General features: G+C 70.0%; 10 protein-coding genes, 1 tRNA gene and 2 rRNA genes. 12 read left to right on the top strand and 1 reads right to left on the bottom strand.

The genetic code is table 11. From position 1 onward, the window contains the following. From CCN35_RS19830 to CCN35_RS19815, 4 genes are all read left to right on the top strand, one after another. Positions 1-138 (top strand): 23S ribosomal RNA (locus CCN35_RS19830); the annotation flags it as partial. A gap of 74 nt (positions 139-212) precedes the next feature. Beyond that, positions 213-329, top strand: a 5S ribosomal RNA gene (gene rrf / locus CCN35_RS19825). A gap of 112 nt (positions 330-441) precedes the next feature. Beyond that, positions 442-1,122 carry a DegT/DnrJ/EryC1/StrS family aminotransferase gene (locus CCN35_RS19820; protein ID WP_169721376.1) on the top strand — a complete coding sequence of 227 codons (681 nt, stop codon included), beginning with the start codon at positions 442-444 and terminating at the stop codon, positions 1,120-1,122. Between the two features lie 40 nt (positions 1,123-1,162). Beyond that, positions 1,163-1,238, top strand: a tRNA-Thr gene (locus CCN35_RS19815). A 60-nt stretch (positions 1,239-1,298) separates the two neighbouring features. Here CCN35_RS19815 and CCN35_RS19810 read toward each other — a convergent pair. After that, a complete protein-coding gene (locus CCN35_RS19810; RefSeq protein ID WP_067393517.1) occupies positions 1,299-4,055 on the bottom strand; it encodes a SpoIIE family protein phosphatase in 2,757 nt (918 codons plus the stop codon). Positions 4,056-4,427: 372 nt separating this feature from the next. Here CCN35_RS19810 and CCN35_RS19800 point away from each other — a divergent pair, with 372 nt between their 5' ends. The 8 genes from CCN35_RS19800 (at position 4,428) to CCN35_RS19765 (ending at position 18,504) form a co-directional block, all read left to right on the top strand. Next, complete coding sequence (locus CCN35_RS19800) at positions 4,428-9,938, top strand: HAMP domain-containing protein (protein WP_086793769.1); 5,511 nt, start codon at positions 4,428-4,430, stop codon at positions 9,936-9,938. A gap of 290 nt (positions 9,939-10,228) precedes the next feature. After that, entirely contained in the window at positions 10,229-10,906 is a 678-nt protein-coding gene (locus tag CCN35_RS19795; protein ID WP_067393464.1) for a response regulator, read from the top strand. 190 nt (positions 10,907-11,096) lie between these two features. Continuing rightward, positions 11,097-13,844 carry a DNA translocase FtsK gene (locus CCN35_RS19790; RefSeq protein WP_086793771.1) on the top strand — a complete coding sequence of 916 codons (2,748 nt, stop codon included), beginning with the start codon at positions 11,097-11,099 and terminating at the stop codon, positions 13,842-13,844. Positions 13,845-14,143: 299 nt separating this feature from the next. Then, positions 14,144-14,986, top strand: a complete 843-nt coding sequence (locus tag CCN35_RS19785; protein WP_067393460.1) for a helix-turn-helix domain-containing protein — start codon at positions 14,144-14,146, stop codon at positions 14,984-14,986. A 162-nt stretch (positions 14,987-15,148) separates the two neighbouring features. Then, entirely contained in the window at positions 15,149-16,630 is a 1,482-nt protein-coding gene (gene rimO, locus CCN35_RS19780; RefSeq protein WP_086793768.1) for a 30S ribosomal protein S12 methylthiotransferase RimO, read from the top strand. Continuing rightward, complete coding sequence (gene pgsA / locus CCN35_RS19775) at positions 16,627-17,475, top strand: CDP-diacylglycerol--glycerol-3-phosphate 3-phosphatidyltransferase (protein ID WP_067393457.1); 849 nt, start codon at positions 16,627-16,629, stop codon at positions 17,473-17,475. The genes rimO and pgsA overlap by 4 nt, the downstream gene beginning before the upstream one ends. Further along, positions 17,472-18,017 carry a CinA family protein gene (locus CCN35_RS19770; protein WP_067393454.1) on the top strand — a complete coding sequence of 182 codons (546 nt, stop codon included), beginning with the start codon at positions 17,472-17,474 and terminating at the stop codon, positions 18,015-18,017. The genes pgsA and CCN35_RS19770 overlap by 4 nt, the downstream gene beginning before the upstream one ends. 109 nt (positions 18,018-18,126) lie before the next feature. Next, positions 18,127-18,504 carry a helix-turn-helix domain-containing protein gene (locus CCN35_RS19765; protein ID WP_067393452.1) on the top strand — a complete coding sequence of 126 codons (378 nt, stop codon included), beginning with the start codon at positions 18,127-18,129 and terminating at the stop codon, positions 18,502-18,504. Positions 18,505-18,609: the final 105 nt, after the last annotated feature.

Below are 18,609 nucleotides of genomic sequence, written 5' to 3'. Positions count from 1 at the left end.
GAAGCCTGCTTCGAGATGAGGACTCCCACCCACTTGATGGGGTAAGGCTCCCAGTAGACGACTGGGTTGATAGGCCGGATCTGGAAGCCAGGTGACTGGTGGAGGTGACCGGTACTAATAGGCCGAGGGCTTGTCCTCAGGTGCTCGCGTTCACTGTGTTGGTTCTGAGACCGCGAACGGCCTTTGCTGGTTGTTTGAGTGTTTCATAGTGTTTCGGTGGTCATAGCGTGAGGGAAACGCCCGGTTACATTCCGAACCCGGAAGCTAAGCCTTACAGCGCCGATGGTACTGCAGGGGGGACCCTGTGGGAGAGTAGGACGCCGCCGGACAAGTTTTGAGGGGGTTGGACCCGGACTTCTGTTTCGGGTCCAACCCTTTTTTGTTTGCCGTCACATGGCGTTAACGCACTCCGGTCAGCATCCCCCCATGGGTATCGCCGCACTGCTCAGGGCGGCCGGTATCGGAGCCGGTGACGAGGTCGTCGTGCCGGCGTTCGGCAACGCGGAGGTCGCCGAAGCCGTGACCCGGACAGCTGCGCTGCCGGTGTTCGCCGACATAGATCCGGTGACGTACTGTCTCGATCCGTCTGCCGTGAAGGCCGCCGTAACTTCCCGTACGGCGGCCGTTGTTGTCGTGCATCGCTTCGGCCGGCCGGCCGACATGGAGCGGCTGCACGACATCGGCCGGCGGCATGGACTGCTGGTACTGGAGCAGAGCGAGGCGGAGGAACCGTACGACGAGGTGGCACAGCGCAGGGAGCGTGCCGCCTACCTGGACGCGAGGCTGCGAGGCGTACGGACGCCGGACGGAGGTGTCGGGCACACCTACCAGCAGTACGTGGTGCGTGTCCCCGGAAACGGCCGACCGGACCGGGACGCCTTCGCGCGAGCCGTACGGGCCAAGGGAGTCGACTGCCGAGTGCCCGTGAAGACGCCCCTGCACCGGACACCCGGGTTCCGTCGGCGCGTGTCCCTGCCGGAAACCGAGCGGGCCGCCGAGGAGACGCTCGCACTGCCGGTGCATGCCGCACTGACGCGGAGGGAGCTGCAGCGCATCGTTTCGGTGTGCAATGCGCTGGGCGGACCGATCATGGTTGGGAGCACGGCTCTGTTCGGGGTATGATCTCTTTCGTTGCCGCGGGGAAAACCCCGGAAGGCGACCGGCCCCTATAGCTCAGTCGGCAGAGCGTCTCCATGGTAAGGAGAAGGTCAACGGTTCGATTCCGTTTGGGGGCTCCAGCGCCAAGGCCCTTGCCCGTCCGGGCAAGGGCCTTGCGCATGTCCTGTGCGTACGACCGCCTACTTGGGCGGACCCGGGACACGCATGGCGAGGATCGCCATGTCGTCGGACGGGGCGTCCGAGGCGAAGCGCTCCACCGCGCGCATGATGCGGGCCGCCACCGCTCCCGCCGTCAGACCCGTGCAGGTGGTGAGGACTTCCGCGAGGCCGTCGTCGCCCAGCATGCGTGAGCCCTCGCGGCGTTCGGTGACGCCGTCCGTGACGCACAGCAGGACGTCACCGGGTTCCAGCGTGACCGTCTGCTCGTACAGCTCCAGGTCCTCCAGGACACCGAGGAGCGGCTGGGGGTCGGCGGCCGGTTCCACCGTGCCGTCCTGGCGCAGCCGCAGCGGCGGCGGGTGGCCGGCGCAGACGACCTTCAACTGGGCGCTGCCGTCCTCCTGCGGCCGCAACTCGCCGTACAGAAGCGTGAGGAAGCGGCTGCGGGCGCCCTCGTCGAGGATGGCGGAGTTCAGGCGTTCCAGTACCGCGGGGCCGCCGAAGCCCTCGCGGGCCAGCAGTCTGAGCGCATGCCGGGCCAGGCCGGTCACCGCGGCCGCCTCCGGGCCCGTGCCGCAGACGTCGCCGATGGCGAAGCCGTAGGTGCCGTCCCGGATCGGGAAGAGGTCGTAGAAGTCGCCGCCGACCTCGTTGCCCTCGCCGGCCGCGCGGTAGATGACCTCGACCTCCACGCCCTCGATCCGGGGAAGGCCCGGCGGCAGGAGACTGCGCTGGAGGGACTGGCTGATGGCCGTGCGCTCCGAGTACAGGCGGGCGTTGTCCAGCGCGAGGGCGGCACGGCGGCTCAGGTCCTCGGCGAGTTCCAGGATCTCCTGGCGGAAGTGCTCCTCGGAGGGCTTGCCGAGCGTGAGCATGCCGATGACACGGTTGCGGGCGACCAGCGGCAGGACCACCGTCTCGCCGCCGACCGCGGCGGCCGTGGCCAGCGTCGGTCCGACGGCCGTACCGATCTGGTGGTGGGACTCGCCCAGGCTGAGGCTGCGCATGGAGGTGCGCAGGGCGGCCTGGTGGGCGGCCTCGCGGGGCGCGTTCCACACCCGGGCGCCGGGGGTGGGGACCGGGTCCGGCGGCGGAATCCGGGACAGCAGGGACTTGATGCCGTCGATCAGTTCCTCGTCCTCGTGCAGGACGTAGGACAGATAGGGCTCGGAGGCCTGGTCGGCGATCGTGTAGACGGCGCACCAGGTGGCCAGGGTGGGGACCGTCATCTGGGCCATCAGGGCGAGGGTCTGGTCCCGGTCCAGGGTGCCGGCCAGCAGGTCGGACGCCTCGACGAGGAAGCTGAGGGAGCCGCGGCGCAGCCGTTCCAGCTCGCCCAGGCGGGCCGACTCGACGGCCAGGGCGATGCGGTCGGCGGCGAACTGCAGGCGCAGTGCCTCCTCGTTGGAGTATCTGCCGGGTGCCTCCGCGGCGACGCCGAGGGAGCCGGTGAGACGGCCCTCGACCTTCAGCGGGACCGTGACGACCGACCGCATGCCGGTGCCGTTGAGGAGGGGGACGGCACCGGGGACGGCGGTGAGGTCGTCGTGGACGGCCGGCATGCGGGCCGAGCCGTAGCGGCCGGGGCCGGCCTCGACGGGGACGCGGGCGAAGCGCTGGCGGGCGGACGGCAGACCGGTGGAGGCGCGGACCTCCAGCTCCGTCTCGTCGTCGGTGGCCAGAAGGAGGAAGGCGGCGTCGCCGTCGAGCATGTCGCGGGCGCGTTCGACCGTGCGCTGCAGCAGGCTGTCGAGGTCGTCGGGGGCGGGGGAGCCGATGAAGAGCTCGAAGGGATCGGTGCTCTTCGCGCCCTCGGCGGCGCCGTTGGCGTCGCTGGTGGCCGCCGGACGCAACGGTGTCTGCAGAATGGCCCGTTCATGGTCCCTGACGAGCAGGCAGACGGTGGAGGGCTCGCCGTCCGTGTCGCGTACGCGCAGGTGGGAGGCGTAGACGGGGACGACACGGCCGTGGGAGTCGCGGATGCCGTAACTGCCCTCCCAGCGGGAGAGCTGGAGCGCCTCGGCGATGCCCGTGCCGGTGCCGGGGGTGTGCGGCCAGGCCGCGAAGTCGGTGAGCGGTTTGCCGGTGACCTGGTCGGCGGCGTGGCCGAAGAGTTCCTCGGCGTCCTCGTTCCAGGCGGTGATGGAGCCGTTGCGGTCGATCTGGACGACGGCCACGCGGACCCGGCCGTCGGCGAGCGGAAGGAGGTCGGCGGGCAGGAAGGGGCCGGCGGTGCGGGTGCCGACCGGGCGTTCGGGCAGGTCCAGCTGGAACCAGACCTTCTTGTGCGTGGGCGTGTACTCCACGCCCCAGCGGCCGGCCAGGGCCGCGCACAGCTGCAGGCCGCGTCCGCCCTCGCGGTCGGGGCTTCCCATGTTGACCGCGGAGCTCTGGACCGGGATCTCCCGTTCCGGGTAGCGGTCGGACACCTCGACCCGCACCCCGCCGTCGCTGCGCAGGCACAGGACGTCGGCGGCCGTGCCGGCGTGCACGACCGCGTTGGTGACCAGTTCGCTGGTGAGGACCACGGCGTCGTCGACGATGTCGCCGAAGCCCCAGCCCTGGAGGGTGTCGCGAACGAAGGAGCGGGCGGCCGCGACCGATCGTCCCTGGGGCTCGAAGCTGGCGGCCGCGCGCGCGGTGATCACAGAACTCCTCGTCCGGTTGTCGACGTGCAGACCCAGGTGGCCGACGGGCTCATGCCGCTGCTCCGGCAGCTGCGGACCCTTCGGCCGTGGCTCCGGGGACTGCCCCCCGGGGATCACTCCCGTGGTCATGTGTGCGGCCGCCTCCATGCCCGTTCGTTCCCGTGCCACCCCCAGGCCGGACGGAACCGGCGTGGCTGGACAGCCCCATGCAAGGTTACTTACCTTCGCGGTCCATGCTGATGCCGGTCAGCAGTGATTCCGCCCGGAGAGTGTGCGGAAGCTTGCAAAGCTGCCGAACTGTTATGGCCTGGTTCGGCAAGGGTGAAACACTGGGCAGGCATCTGGTGAAGGTCGGAGCAGGCTGAGTGTGTTCTCCGCGCCCGAGGCGGCATCCCTCGGCGTGGCCGATCGCATCGGGCGGATATACGCAGCAGCAACGGATACGCCGAACAGCACTACCGGTGCACAGCAGCAACGGTCGACCCCTGCGGGAGGGACACAGTGGAGTCTGGCGCAGCGACGCGAAGCACCAAGACGCGCGCGAAAGGCGGACAGTCCCTGAAGAACCAGCGCAAGGCGCGCAAGGGGACAACAGAGGTGGACACGGCCGCCCTGGAGCGACTGCTGGCTGCGCTGACGGCGATGCGGGACGGCAATTTCCGCAAGCGGCTCACGGTGTCCGGGGACGGCGTGATGGCGGAGATCGCGGCGGTCTTCAACGAGGTCGCCGACCGCAATCTGCATGTGACGGGCGAGCTGGCGCGGGTACGGCGCGTGGTGGGGCGCGAGGGGAAGCTCACCGAGCGGCTGGAGACGGGGCCCTGCGAGGGTTCCTGGGCGGCCGCGATCGAGAACTCCAATGCGCTCGTGGACGATCTCGTGCGTCCCGTCTCCGAGGTCAGCCGGGTGCTCTCCGCGGTCGCCGAGGGTGATCTGTCGCCGCGCATGGAGCTGCGCGCGTACACGCCGGAAGGGGTCGGGCAGCCGCTGCGCGGCGAGTTCCTGAAGGTCGGGCGGACGGTCAACAACCTGGTCGATCAGCTGTCGGCGTTCACCGACGAGGTCACGCGGGTGGCCAGTGAGGTCGGCACCGAGGGCAAGCTGGGCGGTCAGGCGCGGGTGCGGGGGCTGTCCGGTTCGTGGAAGGACCTCACCGACTCCGTCAACACGATGGCGTCCCGGCTGACCGCCCAGGTGCGGGACATCGCGCTGGTCACCACGGCGGTGGCCAAGGGCGATCTGTCCAAGAAGGTCACCGTCGACGTGGCCGGCGAGATGCTGGAGCTGAAGAACACCGTCAACACGATGGTGGACCAGCTCTCGGCCTTCTCCTCCGAGGTGACGCGGGTGGCCCGTGAGGTGGGCACGGACGGCATCCTCGGCGGTCAGGCGCATGTGCCGGGCGTGGCGGGCACCTGGAAGGACCTCACCGACTCGGTGAACCAGATGGCCGGCAACCTGACGGCCCAGGTGCGCGGGATCGCGCAGGTCACCACCGCCGTCGCCAACGGTGACCTGTCGCAGAAGGTGACCGTGCCGGCGCGGGGCGAGGTGGCGCAGCTCGCCGAGACGATCAACCAGATGACCGAGACGCTGCGGATCTTCGCGGACGAGGTCACGCGGGTGGCCAACGAGGTCGGCGCCGAGGGGCGGCTGGGCGGTCAGGCGAATGTGCCGGGGGTGGCCGGCACCTGGAAGGACCTCACGGATTCCGTCAACACGGTGTTCCGGAACCTGACCACCCAGGTGAGGGACATCGCCGCCGTGACGACGGCCGTGGCCAACGGTGATCTGTCGCAGAAGGTCACCGTCGACGTGGCCGGCGAGATGCTGGAGCTGAAGAACACCGTCAACACGATGGTGGACCAGCTCTCGGCCTTCTCCTCCGAGGTGACGCGGGTGGCCCGGGAGGTCGGTGTCGAGGGCGAGCTGGGCGGCCAGGCGTATGTGCCGGGCGCGGCGGGGACGTGGAAGGACCTCACGGACTCCGTCAACACCGCGTTCCGCAACCTCACCGGGCAGGTGCGCAACATCGCCCAGGTGACGACGGCCGTGGCCAACGGTGATCTGTCGCAGAAGGTCACCGTCGACGTCTCCGGCGAGATGCTCCAGCTGAAGAACACCGTCAACACGATGGTCGACCAGCTGTCGGCCTTCGCCGACCAGGTCATCCGGATGGCCCGGGACGTGGGAACGGAGGGCCGCCTGGGCGGTCAGGCCGTGGTGCCGGGCGTGTCCGGCACGTGGAAGGAGCTCACCGACTCCGTCAACTTCATGGCGGGCAACCTCACCTCCCAGGTGCGGCAGATCGCCCAGGTGACGACGGCCGTGGCCCGCGGCGACCTCTCCCAGAAGATCGATGTCGACGCGCGCGGGGAGATCCTGGAGCTGAAGAACACCATCAACACGATGGTGGACCAGCTGTCGGCCTTCGCCGAGCAGGTCACGCGGGTGGCCCGTGAGGTGGGCACCGAGGGGCGTCTGGGCGGTCAGGCGCAGGTGCCCGGGGTCGCCGGTGTGTGGCGGGACCTCACGGATTCCGTGAACGGCATGGCGGGCAACCTCACCGACCAGGTGCGCAACATCGCCCAGGTCGCCACCGCCGTGGCCCGCGGCGACCTCTCCCAGAAGATCACCGTGGATGCGCGCGGGGAGATCCTGGAGCTGAAGAACACCATCAACACGATGGTGGACCAGCTCTCCTCGTTCGCCCAGGAGGTCACGCGGGTGGCCCGTGAGGTGGGCACCGAGGGGCGTCTGGGCGGCCAGGCGCACGTGCCGGGCGTGTCCGGCACGTGGAAGGAGCTCACGCAGTCCGTGAACTCCATGGCGAACAACCTGACCAGCCAGGTGCGCAACATCGCCGAGGTCACCACCGCCGTCGCCAAGGGCGACCTGTCCAAGAAGATCACCGTCGACGCCAAGGGCGAGATCCTCGAGCTCGTCACCACCGTGAACACGATGGTGGACCAGCTCTCCTCGTTCGCCGAGCAGGTCACGCGGGTGGCCCGTGAGGTGGGCACCGAGGGCATCCTCGGCGGCCAGGCGCACGTGCCCGGCGTCGTGGGCATCTGGAAGGACCTCAGCGACAACGTCAACCTGATGGCGAAGAACCTCACCATGCAGGTGAGGAACATCTCCCAGGTGGCCGCCGCCGTCGCCAACGGCGACCTGACGCGGACGGTGACGATCGAGGCGCGCGGTGAGGTCGCGCAGCTCGCCGAGACCTTCAACACCATGGTGAAGACGCTCAGTTCGTTCGCCGAGCAGGTCACCAAGGTGGCCCGTGAGGTGGGCACGGACGGCATCCTCGGCGGTCAGGCGCATGTGCCGGGCGTGGCCGGCACCTGGAAGGACCTCACCGACTCGGTGAACCAGATGGCGTCCAACCTGACCGGCCAGGTGCGCAACATCGCCATGGTCACCACCGCCATCGCCAAGGGCGATCTGACCAAGAAGATCGACATCGAGGCGCGCGGGGAGATCCTGGAGCTGAAGACGACCATCAACACGATGGTCGACCAGCTGTCCAGCTTCGCCGAGGAGGTCACGCGGGTGGCCCGCGAGGTGGGCACCGAGGGCCGCCTGGGCGGTCAGGCGCGCGTGCGGGACGTCGACGGCACCTGGCGGGACCTGACCGAGTCCGTGAACGAGATGGCCGGGAACCTGACCCGGCAGGTGCGTGCCATCGCGCGCGTGGCGACCGCCGTGACCCGCGGCGACCTGAACCTGAAGGTCGACGTCGACGCGTCCGGCGAGATCCAGGAACTGCAGGACACGGTCAACAAGATGATCGCCAACCTGCGCGACACCACGATCGCCAACAAGGAGCAGGACTGGCTCAAGGGCAACCTGGCCCGGATCTCCGCGCTGATGCAGGGCCGCCGCGACCTGCAGGACGTGGCCTCGCTGATCATGAGCGAGCTGACGCCGGTGGTCTCCGCGCAGCACGGCGCGTTCTTCGTCGCGATGCCGCTGGTCGACGGCACGGACCTCGGCGGCGAGGACGAGGACTCCTACGAGCTGCGGATGCTGGGCTCCTACGGCTACTCGATGGGCTCCATGCCGACGTCGTTCCGGCCGGGCGAGGGGCTGGTCGGGACGGCCGCGAAGGAGAAGCGCACCATCCTCGTGGAGGACGCGCCCAGCGGCTATCTGAAGATCTCCTCCGGGCTCGGCGAGGCGCCGCCCGCGCAGGTGATCGTGCTGCCGGTGCTGTTCGAGGGCACGGTGCTCGGCGTCATCGAGCTGGCCTCCTTCACCCCGTTCACGCAGATCCAGAAGGACTTCCTGAACCAGATCGCGGAGGTGATCGCCACCACCGTCAACACCATCTCCGTCAACACCAAGACCGAGCAGCTGCTGAAGCAGTCCCAGGAGCTGACCGAGCAGCTGCGGATCAGGTCCGCGGAGCTGGAGCAGCGGCAGAAGGCCCTGCAGGCGTCCAACGCCGAACTGGAGGAGAAGGCCGAGCTGCTGGCCCAGCAGAACCGCGACATCGAGGCGAAGAACTCCGAGATCGAGGAGGCCCGGCAGGTCCTGGAGGAGCGTGCCGAGCAGCTCGCCGTCTCCATGCGCTACCGCAGCGAGTTCCTGGCCAACATGTCGCACGAGCTGCGCACGCCGCTCAACTCCCTGCTGATCCTGGCCAAGCTGCTCGCCGACAACGCCGAGGGCAACCTCACCCCGAAGCAGGTGGAGTTCGCCGAGACCATCCACGGCGCGGGGTCCGACCTGCTCCAGCTGATCAACGACATCCTGGACCTGTCGAAGGTCGAGGCGGGCAAGATGGACGTCTCCCCGACCCGCATCGCGCTCGTCCAGCTGATCGACTACGTCGAGGCCACCTTCCGTCCGCTGACCGCGGAGAAGGGACTCGACCTGTCCGTGAGGGTGTCGCCGGAGCTGCCCGCCACCTTGCACACCGACGAGCAGCGGCTGCTGCAGGTGCTGCGCAACCTGCTGTCCAACGCGGTGAAGTTCACCGACTCCGGGTCGGTGGAGCTCGTCATCCGCCCCGCGCGGGACGACGTTCCGCAGAGCATCCGCGAGCAGCTGCTGGAGGCCGGTTCGCTGACCGACCCGGACGCGGAGCTGATCGCGTTCTCCGTCACCGACACCGGCATCGGCATCGCGGCCAGCAAGATGCGGGTGATCTTCGAGGCGTTCAAGCAGGCCGACGGCACCACCAGCCGCAAGTACGGCGGTACGGGCCTCGGGCTGTCCATCTCGCGGGAGATCGCACAGCTGCTCGGCGGCGAGATCCACGCGCAGAGCGAGCCGGGCCGCGGCTCGACGTTCACGCTGTATCTGCCGCTGCACCCGGGCGAGCTGCCGCCGCAGGGCTATCAGCAGCCCGGCTCCGTCCTGGACGACGGTGCGCTGGTCGCGGAGTCCGAGGAGGACTCGTCCTCGGACGAGCAGACCGCCGCGCAGGACGAGCAGCCGGCGGAGACGGAGCCGCAGCAGCCGGTGCAGAGCGGCCCCACCACGCTCTTCCGTCACCGCCGCAGGAGCCGCAGGGCCCTGCCCGTCGCCGACGAACAGGCGGGGCAGCAGGACCGGGCGGCCCAGGAGCCGGAGGCCGCGGCGGCGGAGGCGGACACGGGACCGCAGGAAGGCGGGGCCATCCGGTTCGACGGGGAGAAGGTGCTCATCGTCGACGACGACATCCGCAATGTGTTCGCCCTGACCAGCGTGCTGGAGCAGCACGGACTGTCCGTGCTGTACGCCGAGAACGGCCGCGAGGGCATCGAGGTCCTGGAGCAGCACGACGACGTGGCGGTCGTCCTGATGGACATCATGATGCCCGAGATGGACGGGTATGCCACGACCACGGCGATCAGGCGGATGCCGCAGTTCGCCGGGCTGCCGATCATCGCGCTGACCGCGAAGGCGATGAAGGGCGACCGGGAGAAGGCGATCGAGTCGGGTGCCTCCGACTACGTGACCAAGCCCGTCGACCCCGATCACCTGCTCGCCGTGATGGCGCAGTGGATGAACCGGGAGTGACGGCGGGCCGGTGACGGAACCTTCCGGGCACGCGCGGAGTTGTTGATCGAAGGTGCGTGAAGACGTGTAGAAGTGCGGGATTCGGGGAACTTTCCGGTCTCCCGCCACGTTCCCGCTATGTGCACAGTGACATCGCGGTGACAGGGTGTGGCGACGGGCGGGGTGCGGCTACGATGACCGGCACAAGGAGGGACGGCACAGGGAAGCCGTCCTCCGGGGCGGCACCCACCGGTGCTTCCCCGTTTCCTGCGGACAGGGGCGGCCCCAAGCCGGGGCGAGGAGGGCGGGCCATGGTGCAGAAGGCCAAGATCCTCCTGGTCGATGACCGGCCGGAGAATCTGCTGGCGCTGGAGGCCATCCTCTCTGCGCTCGATCAGACGCTGGTGCGGGCATCCTCCGGGGAGGAAGCGCTCAAAGCACTGCTCACGGACGACTTCGCGGTCATTCTGCTGGACGTCCAGATGCCGGGCATGGACGGCTTCGAGACGGCCGCGCACATCAAGCGGCGGGAGAGGACGCGGGACATCCCGATCATCTTCCTCACCGCGATCAACCACGGGCCGCACCACACCTTCCGTGGCTATGCGGCCGGCGCGGTCGACTACATCTCCAAGCCGTTCGACCCGTGGGTGCTGCGCGCGAAGGTCTCGGTCTTCGTGGACCTGTACATGAAGAACTGTCAGCTGAAGGAGCAGGCGGCTCTGCTGCGGCTCCAACTGGAGGGCGGCAAGGGCGGAGTCGGCGACGGCAAGGAGTCGGCCGGCATTCTCGCCGAGCTCTCCGCCCGTCTCGCCGCCGTCGAGGAACAGGCGGAGGCCCTCTCCAAGCAGCTCGGCGACGAGTCCGCGGACGCGGCGGCGGTGGCCACGGCGGCTCATCTGGAGCGCAAACTGACGGGACTCAGGCGGGCCCTGGACGCGCTGGAGCCGGGCGCGGGGAGCACCTCGTCGGTCTCCTCCCAGCAGTGAGCCGGAATCCCCGGCCGGACGCGGATGCCGGACGGAGTCCGGAGAACGGCGGCCTCCGTCCGGCTCTCTGAGGAACTTCCGTCCGGCTCTCTGAGGGACCGTCAATCCTGCGCCTCTGTGCGGGCGACACGAACGGGTGAAGCTGTGGGCACACGTGTCCGCTGTCGCCTCCCCCGGTACCCTCGCACCCATGGCCTCACGTCCCTCCGCAGCCAAGAAGCAGCCCGCGAAGAAGGCGGCCGCTCCCGGGGCGGCCCCGGCGAAGAAGACTGCTGCGAGGAAGGCCCCCGCCAAGAAGGGTTCTGCCAAGAAGGCGCCCGCCAGGAAGGCCCCTGCGAGGAAAACCGCGGCGAAGAAGCCCGCGTCCCGTTCCGGCGGGGGTGTGTACCGGATCGTGCGCGCCCTCTGGCTCGGGCTCGCACACGCCGTCGGCGCCGTGTTCCGCGGAATAGGGCAGGGTGCCAGGAACCTCGACCCCGCGCACCGCAAGGACGGCGTCGCCCTGCTGCTGCTCGCCCTCGCCCTGGTCGTCGCCGCCGGCACCTGGGCAGATCTGCACGGGCCCGTCGGGGACCTGGTCGAGATCCTGGTGACCGGGGCCTTCGGCCGTCTGGACCTGCTCGTGCCGATCCTGATCGCGACCGTCGCCGTACGCCTGATCCGGCATCCGGAGAAGCCCGAGGCCAACGGACGCATCGTCATCGGCCTGTCCGCACTGGTGGTCGGCGTGCTCGGACAGGTGCACATCGCCTGTGGCTCGCCCGCCCGCAGCGACGGCATGCAGGCCATCAGGGACTCCGGCGGGCTCATCGGCTGGAGCGCGGCGGCCCCGCTGACGTATGCCGTGGGCGAGGCCCTCGCCGTAGCGCTGCTGGTGCTGCTCACCGTGTTCGGTCTGCTGGTCGTGACCGCCACCCCGGTCAACGCGATCCCGCAGCGGCTGCGGCTGCTCGGCACGAGGCTCGGCATCCTGTCCGACCCGGAGGACGCCCCGTACACCGAGGACGACGCCCGCTACGACGAGCAGTGGCGCGAGGCGCTGTCCACGCGCCCCCGCAAGCGCCGAAGCGCCCCCCAGGAGTACGACCCCGACGGTGCCGAGCAGGAGGCCCCCGGCAAGCGGCGTGGCCGCCCCCGGCGTTCGGCCGTGCCGCAGCCGGACATGGAGCGGGGGATGGACGCCGTGGACGTGGCCGCCGCTGCCGCCGCCTCGCTCGACGGCGCCGTGCTGCACGGCATGCCGCCCTCACCGGTCGTCGCCGACCTCACCCAGGGGGTCGGTGTCGCCGACCGCGGCGAGCCGACGGTCCCCGCCCCCGTCCCGGCCGCGCGGACCACCGGCGCCCCGCCGGCCCGGCGCCCCGCGCGGGAGAAGCCGGCCGAGGTCCCCGACCTCACGAAGACCCCGCCGCCTCCCACGCGGAACCTGCCGCCGCGCGCCGAACAGCTCCAGCTGTCCGGCGACATCACCTACGTCCTGCCCTCCCTCGACCTGCTCGAGCGGGGTGGCCCCGGCAAAGCGCGCAGCGCGGCCAACGACGCCGTCGTCGACGCGCTCACCACCGTCTTCACCCAGTTCAAGGTCGACGCCCGGGTCACCGGGTTCACCCGCGGGCCGACGGTCACGCGCTACGAGGTCGAACTCGGGCCCGCGGTGAAGGTCGAACGCATCACCGCGCTGACGAAGAACATCGCCTACGCCGTGGCCAGCCCGGACGTACGGATCATCAGTCCCATCCCCGGCAAGTCCGCGGTCGGCATCGAGATTCCCAACACCGACCGGGAGATGGTCAACCTCGGCGACGTGCTGCGCCTGGCGGAGGCGGCCGAGGACGACCATCCGATGCTGGTCGCGCTCGGCAAGGACGTCGAGGGCGGCTATGTGATGGCCAACATCGCCAGGATGCCGCACATCCTGGTCGCCGGTGCCACCGGCTCCGGCAAGTCGTCCTGCATCAACTGCCTGATCACCTCGATCATGATGCGGGCGACCCCGGAGGACGTCCGCATGGTCCTCATCGACCCCAAGCGCGTCGAACTGACCGCCTACGAGGGCATCCCGCACCTGATCACGCCGATCATCACCAACCCCAAGCGGGCCGCCGAGGCGCTGCAGTGGGTCGTGCGCGAGATGGACCTCCGGTACGACGACCTGGCGGCGTACGGCTTCCGGCACATCGACGACTTCAACGAGGCCGTCCGCAACGGCAGGGTGAAGGCCCCGGAGGGCAGCGAGCGGGAGCTGCAGCCGTACCCGTACCTGCTGGTGATCGTCGACGAGCTCGCCGATCTGATGATGGTCGCACCGCGCGACGTCGAGGACGCGATCGTGCGCATCACCCAGCTCGCGCGCGCGGCCGGCATCCACCTGGTGCTCGCCACCCAGCGGCCCTCCGTCGACGTCGTCACCGGTCTGATCAAGGCCAATGTGCCCTCGCGGCTCGCCTTCGCGACCTCCTCGCTCGCCGACTCGCGCGTCATCCTCGACCAGCCGGGCGCCGAGAAGCTCATCGGCAAGGGCGACGGGCTGTTCCTGCCGATGGGCGCGAACAAACCGGTGCGCATGCAGGGCGCGTTCGTGACCGAGGAGGAGATCCAGGCGGTCGTCCGGCACTGCAAGAGCCAGATGGCTCCGGTCTTCCGGGACGACGTCGTCGCCGGCACCCAGCGGAAGAAGGAGATCGACGAGGACATCGGCGACGACCTCGATCTGCTGTGCCAGGCGGCCGAGCTGGTCATCTCCACGCAGTTCGGCTCGACGTCCATGCTGCAGCGCAAGCTGCGTGTCGGCTTCGCCAAGGCGGGGCGGCTGATGGACCTCATGGAGTCCCGGGGCATCGTCGGTCCCAGCGAGGGCTCCAAGGCACGTGACGTCCTGGTCAAGCCCGACGACCTGGACGGCGTGCTGGCCATGCTCCGCGGGGAGTCCGGGGGATAGCCGGGGGGTTCGGGGCAGCAGAAAGGGAGCGTCCGGTGGAGGCGCCCGCCGCGGGCGGGCGCCTCCACCGTGATCCACTCGTTAGCGAACGGCGGGCAACCCTTTTCCGCGGCCGCACGTCAAGGTGAACGAGAGGACCCGGTGCGGGGCCGAACCCGGGCGCGACAACCGGTCCCGCCGTCGGACTGCCCGGCCATTCCGATGGCGTACAAAGCTCCACCGCCGGGTCGCTCCACCCTTTGGCACCACCCTAGACTGAACCTCCAGCACAGGCGGCTACACGCTCGAAAGGCGCCCCCGTGTCCATCGGCAACTCCCCTGAAGACGAGCGTCCGTTCGAAGACGTATCCGAGGAAGCCCGCCCCTCCGTCGGCCGTGCCCTGCAGCAGGCGCGGATCGCCGCCGGAAAGACCGTCGAAGACATCAGCAACGCCACCCGGGTCCGCACGGCCATCGTGCGCGCCATCGAGGCCGACGACTTCACCCCCTGCGGCGGTGACGTCTACGCCCGCGGGCACATCCGGACCCTGGCGAAGGCCGTGGGTCTCGACCCGGACCCGCTGCTCGCGCAGTACGAGGCCATGACCGGCGGCCGTCCCGCCCCCACACCGGCCGCCCCCCTGTTCGAAGCGGAACGCATCCGCCCGGAGCGCCGCGGGCCCAACTGGACCGCGGCGATGGTGGCCGCGATCGTCGTCGTGATCGGCTTCGTCGGTTTCACGGCCTTCAAGGGCGACAGCGGCACCACCAGTGCCAAGGAACAGGTGACCGAGAACTCCACGCCCACCGCCGACAGGACGGACCCGCCCGAACCGAAGAGCAGCAAGCCCGCCGAGCCGACGCCGGAACCGTCCGACAGCGCCATCGCGGCCGCCCCGCAGGACAAGGTCACCGTGCGGGTCAGCGCCACCAACGGCCGCAGCTGGATCTCCGCCAAGGACCACAACGGCCGGATGCTCTTCGACGGGCTGCTGGACAAGGGCGAGACCAAGACCTTCCAGGACAGCACCAGGATCAACCTGATACTCGGCGACGCCGGCGCGGTGCAGCTCTACGTCAACGGCAAGAAGATCGAGGACCAGTTCCAGCCGGGCGCGGTGGAACGCCTCACCTACACCAAGGGCGACCCGCAGGCCGGATAGGCGGCGCGGGGCGCGCGGGACGTGAACCGCGCGATCCGCGCGAACAGGGCGTCGGCAGATACGTGAACAGGGTGCCGAGCAGGCACATCGGCAAGGGGTTGGCCCAAGACCGGCCAACCCCTTCGACATGGGCCCTCAGCAAGACAAAGTAGGCTTGAGCCCATGCCTGAACGCCGTACCGTCGCACTCGTCACTCTCGGCTGCGCCCGTAATGAAGTGGACTCGGAAGAGCTCGCGGGCCGCTTGGAGGCGGACGGCTGGCAGCTCGTGGAGAACGCCGCGGACGCGGACGTCGCCGTGGTCAACACCTGTGGCTTCGTGGAGGCCGCCAAGAAGGACTCCGTCGACGCCCTCCTGGAGGCCGGCGACCTCAAGGGGCACGGCAGGACACAGGCGGTGGTCGCGGTCGGCTGCATGGCCGAGAGGTACGGCAAGGAACTCGCCGAGGCCCTCCCGGAGGCCGACGGCGTGCTCGGCTTCGACGACTACGTGAACATCTCCGAGCGCCTGCAGACCATCCTGAACGGCGGCAGCCACGTCCCCCACGCCCCGCGCGACCGCCGCAAGCTGCTGCCGATCAGCCCGGTCGAGCGGCAGAACGCCGGTGCGGACGTGGTCATTCCGGGACATGGCCCCGCCGACCTTCCCGAGGGCCTCGCCCCGGCGTCGGGCCCGCGCCCGCCGCTGCGCCGCCGTCTGGACGGCTCCCCGGTCGCCTCGGTCAAGCTCGCCTCCGGCTGCGACCGGCGCTGCTCCTTCTGCGCCATCCCCTCCTTCCGCGGCTCCTTCATCTCCCGCCGCCCCGGCGACGTGCTGAACGAGACGCGCTGGCTGGCCGAGCAGGGCGTCAAGGAGATCATGCTGGTCTCCGAGAACAACACCTCCTACGGCAAGGACCTGGGCGACATCCGCCTGCTGGAGTCCCTGCTGCCCGAGCTCGCCGAGGTCGACGGCATCGAGCGGGTGCGGGTGAGCTATCTGCAGCCCGCCGAGATGCGTCCCGGGCTCATCGACGTCCTGACCTCCACCCCCAAGGTCGCCCCCTACTTCGACCTGTCCTTCCAGCACTCCGCGCCCGGCGTGCTGCGCGCCATGCGCCGCTTCGGCGACACCGACCGCTTCCTGGGACTGCTGGACACCATCCGCGGCAAGGCGCCCCAGGCCGGCGTGCGTTCCAACTTCATCGTCGGCTTCCCCGGCGAGTCCGAGGCCGACCTGGCCGAGCTCGAGCGGTTCCTGAACCACGCACGGCTGGACGCCATCGGGGTCTTCGGCTACTCCGACGAGGAGGGCACGGAGGCGGCGACGTTCGAGAACAAGCTCGACGAGGACGTCGTGGCCGAGCGCCTGGCCCACATCTCCCGGCTGGCCGAGGAGCTCGTCTCCCAGCGCGCCGAGGAGCGCATCGGGGAGACCGTGCATGTGCTCGTCGAGTCCGTGGACGACGAGGAGGGCGTGTACGGCCGGGCGGCGCACCAGGCACCGGAGACGGACGGCCAGGTGCTGCTCACGGGTCTCACGGGCGGCGAGGACGTGGCCGTCGGCCGTATGGTCGAGGCGAAGGTGGTCGGGACCGAGGGCGTCGACCTGGTGGCCGAGCCACTGACGGGCACGTCCGTATGGGGTGAGGAGGCAGGCAGATGACCGGCATCCCGGCATCCGCGGCAGGCGGCTCCTCCGGCGCGCACGGGACGGCCGCAGGAGCGGTTCCGCGCCGAACCGGCGCGGACAGGGACGCGGGCGCCCCCCGTGTCTCCCGTGCTTCCCTTGCCTTCCGCGCCTCCTCCGGGCCCGTCGGCCCCGGTGATCTGACCGGCTCCGGCGGGGCGGACCGGTCCGTGGCGGGGCAGGGCGGCGACCGGCCGCCGCGCGGCGGGAAGATCGCGGCCGCCGCCGTCGACCAGGCCAGCCTGTGGAACATCGCCAACCTCCTGACCATGCTCCGGCTACTCCTGGTCCCCTGCTTCGTGGTCCTGATGCTGGCCGGCGGCGGGTACGATCCGGCGTGGCGGTCGCTGGCCTGGGCGGCCTTCGCCATCGCCATGATCACCGACCTGTTCGACGGTCATCTGGCACGCAGGTACAACCTCGTCACCGACTTCGGGAAGATCGCCGACCCCATAGCGGACAAGGCGATCATGGGAGCGGCGCTGATCTGTCTCTCCGCGCTCGGCGAGCTGCCCTGGTGGGTGACCGGAGTGATCCTCGGCCGGGAACTCGGGATCACGCTGCTGCGTTTCCTGGTCATCCGCTACGGGGTCATCCCGGCGAGCCGCGGCGGCAAGCTCAAGACCCTCACGCAGGGCGTGGCCGTCGGCATGTATGTGCTGGTGCTGACGGGGTGGCTGGCCACTTTGCGATTCTGGGTGATGGCCGTGGCCGTCGTGCTGACCGTGGTGACCGGCCTCGACTATGTGAGGCAGGCCATTGTGCTGCGCAGGCGGGGAATCGCCGGGCGCCGTGAGGCGTTGGAGGAGTCGGAGACGTGAGTTCACCGGCCGCCGAGGTAGTGAGGCTCCTCACGGTGAGAGGCGAGACGGTCGCCGTGGCCGAGTCGCTGACCGGTGGCCTGGTCGCCGCGGAGATCACCTCGGTGCCCGGGGCGTCCAAGGTGTTCCGCGGCTCGGTGACCGCCTACGCCACCGAGCTCAAGCACCGCCTGCTGGGCGTCGACGCCGCTCTGCTGGCCGAGCGGGGAGCGGTGGACCCGCAGGTCGCGGCCCAGATGGCGGCCGGCGTACGAAAGGCCCTGGGGGCCGACTGGGGCGTCGCGACCACCGGTGTCGCCGGCCCCGACCCCCAGGACGGACAGCCCGTCGGGACGGTCTTCGTGGCCGTGGACGGGCCCCTGGCGACGGAGTCCGGCGCCTCCCGTGGCGGGAAAACGACCGCGCTGCGGTTGAACGGCGGCCGGGCGGAAATTCGTAGAGAGAGTGTACGGAGCGTGCTCGCACTGCTTCTGGAGCAGATCGCGGGCGAACAGACTGGAAATGAGCGGGCACAGGATACGGAACGGAACGGGGGGTTTTGATGTTTGCAGCTCTGAGTGAACACGACATCGCTCCCCGCACGGCCGCGGCACGAGGCGGTACGGTGGGGCGAGAAGGATGCGGCCAAGCGGTCCGAGGAGGGAGCCACCGATGATCCTGCTCCGTCGCCTGCTGGGTGACGTGCTGCGTCGGCAGCGCCAGCGCCAGGGCCGTACTCTGCGCGAAGTCTCCTCGTCCGCTCGAGTCTCGCTCGGCTATCTCTCCGAGGTGGAGCGGGGGCAGAAGGAGGCTTCCTCCGAGCTGCTCTCCGCCATCTGCGACGCGCTGGACGTACGGATGTCCGAGCTCATGCGGGAAGTGAGCGACGAGCTCGCCCTCGCCGAGCTGGCCCAGTCCGCCTCGGCCCCCGACCCCGTCCCCGCACCGGTCCGCCCGATGCTGGGTTCCGTGTCGGTGGCCGGTGTGCCTCCGGAACGGGTGACCATCAAGGCCCCTGCCACCGAGGCGGTGGACGTGGTCGCCGCGTGACCTGTCGCCCATGTGCATGACCTGACCCAGGCGTGGTGAGGCCCCGGCCGGGCCTTCTCCGGAAAACCCCGGAGAGGTGCGGTCGGGGCCTTCACCACGCCTGGG

The organism is Streptomyces thermovulgaris (genome assembly GCF_002155915.1).
In the GTDB taxonomy this organism is placed as follows: domain Bacteria; phylum Actinomycetota; class Actinomycetes; order Streptomycetales; family Streptomycetaceae; genus Streptomyces; species Streptomyces thermovulgaris.
Note: the sequence above shows the minus strand (reverse complement) of the source record. Positions and strands in the feature narration are given on the sequence as shown.

Bases quoted from the DNA above. Each gene is read 5' to 3' on its own strand.
- CCN35_RS19810 (WP_067393517.1), bottom strand. From the start codon at position 4,055: ATGACCACGGGAGTGATCCCCGGGGGGCAGTCCCCGGAGCCACGGCCG.
- CCN35_RS19790 (WP_086793771.1), top strand. From the start codon at position 11,097: ATGGCCTCACGTCCCTCCGCAGCCAAGAAGCAGCCCGCGAAGAAGGCG.
- CCN35_RS19795 (WP_067393464.1), top strand. From the start codon at position 10,229: ATGGTGCAGAAGGCCAAGATCCTCCTGGTCGATGACCGGCCGGAGAAT.
- CCN35_RS19765 (WP_067393452.1), top strand. From the start codon at position 18,127: ATGATCCTGCTCCGTCGCCTGCTGGGTGACGTGCTGCGTCGGCAGCGC.
- rimO (WP_086793768.1), top strand. From the start codon at position 15,149: ATGCCTGAACGCCGTACCGTCGCACTCGTCACTCTCGGCTGCGCCCGT.
- pgsA (WP_067393457.1), top strand. From the start codon at position 16,627: ATGACCGGCATCCCGGCATCCGCGGCAGGCGGCTCCTCCGGCGCGCAC.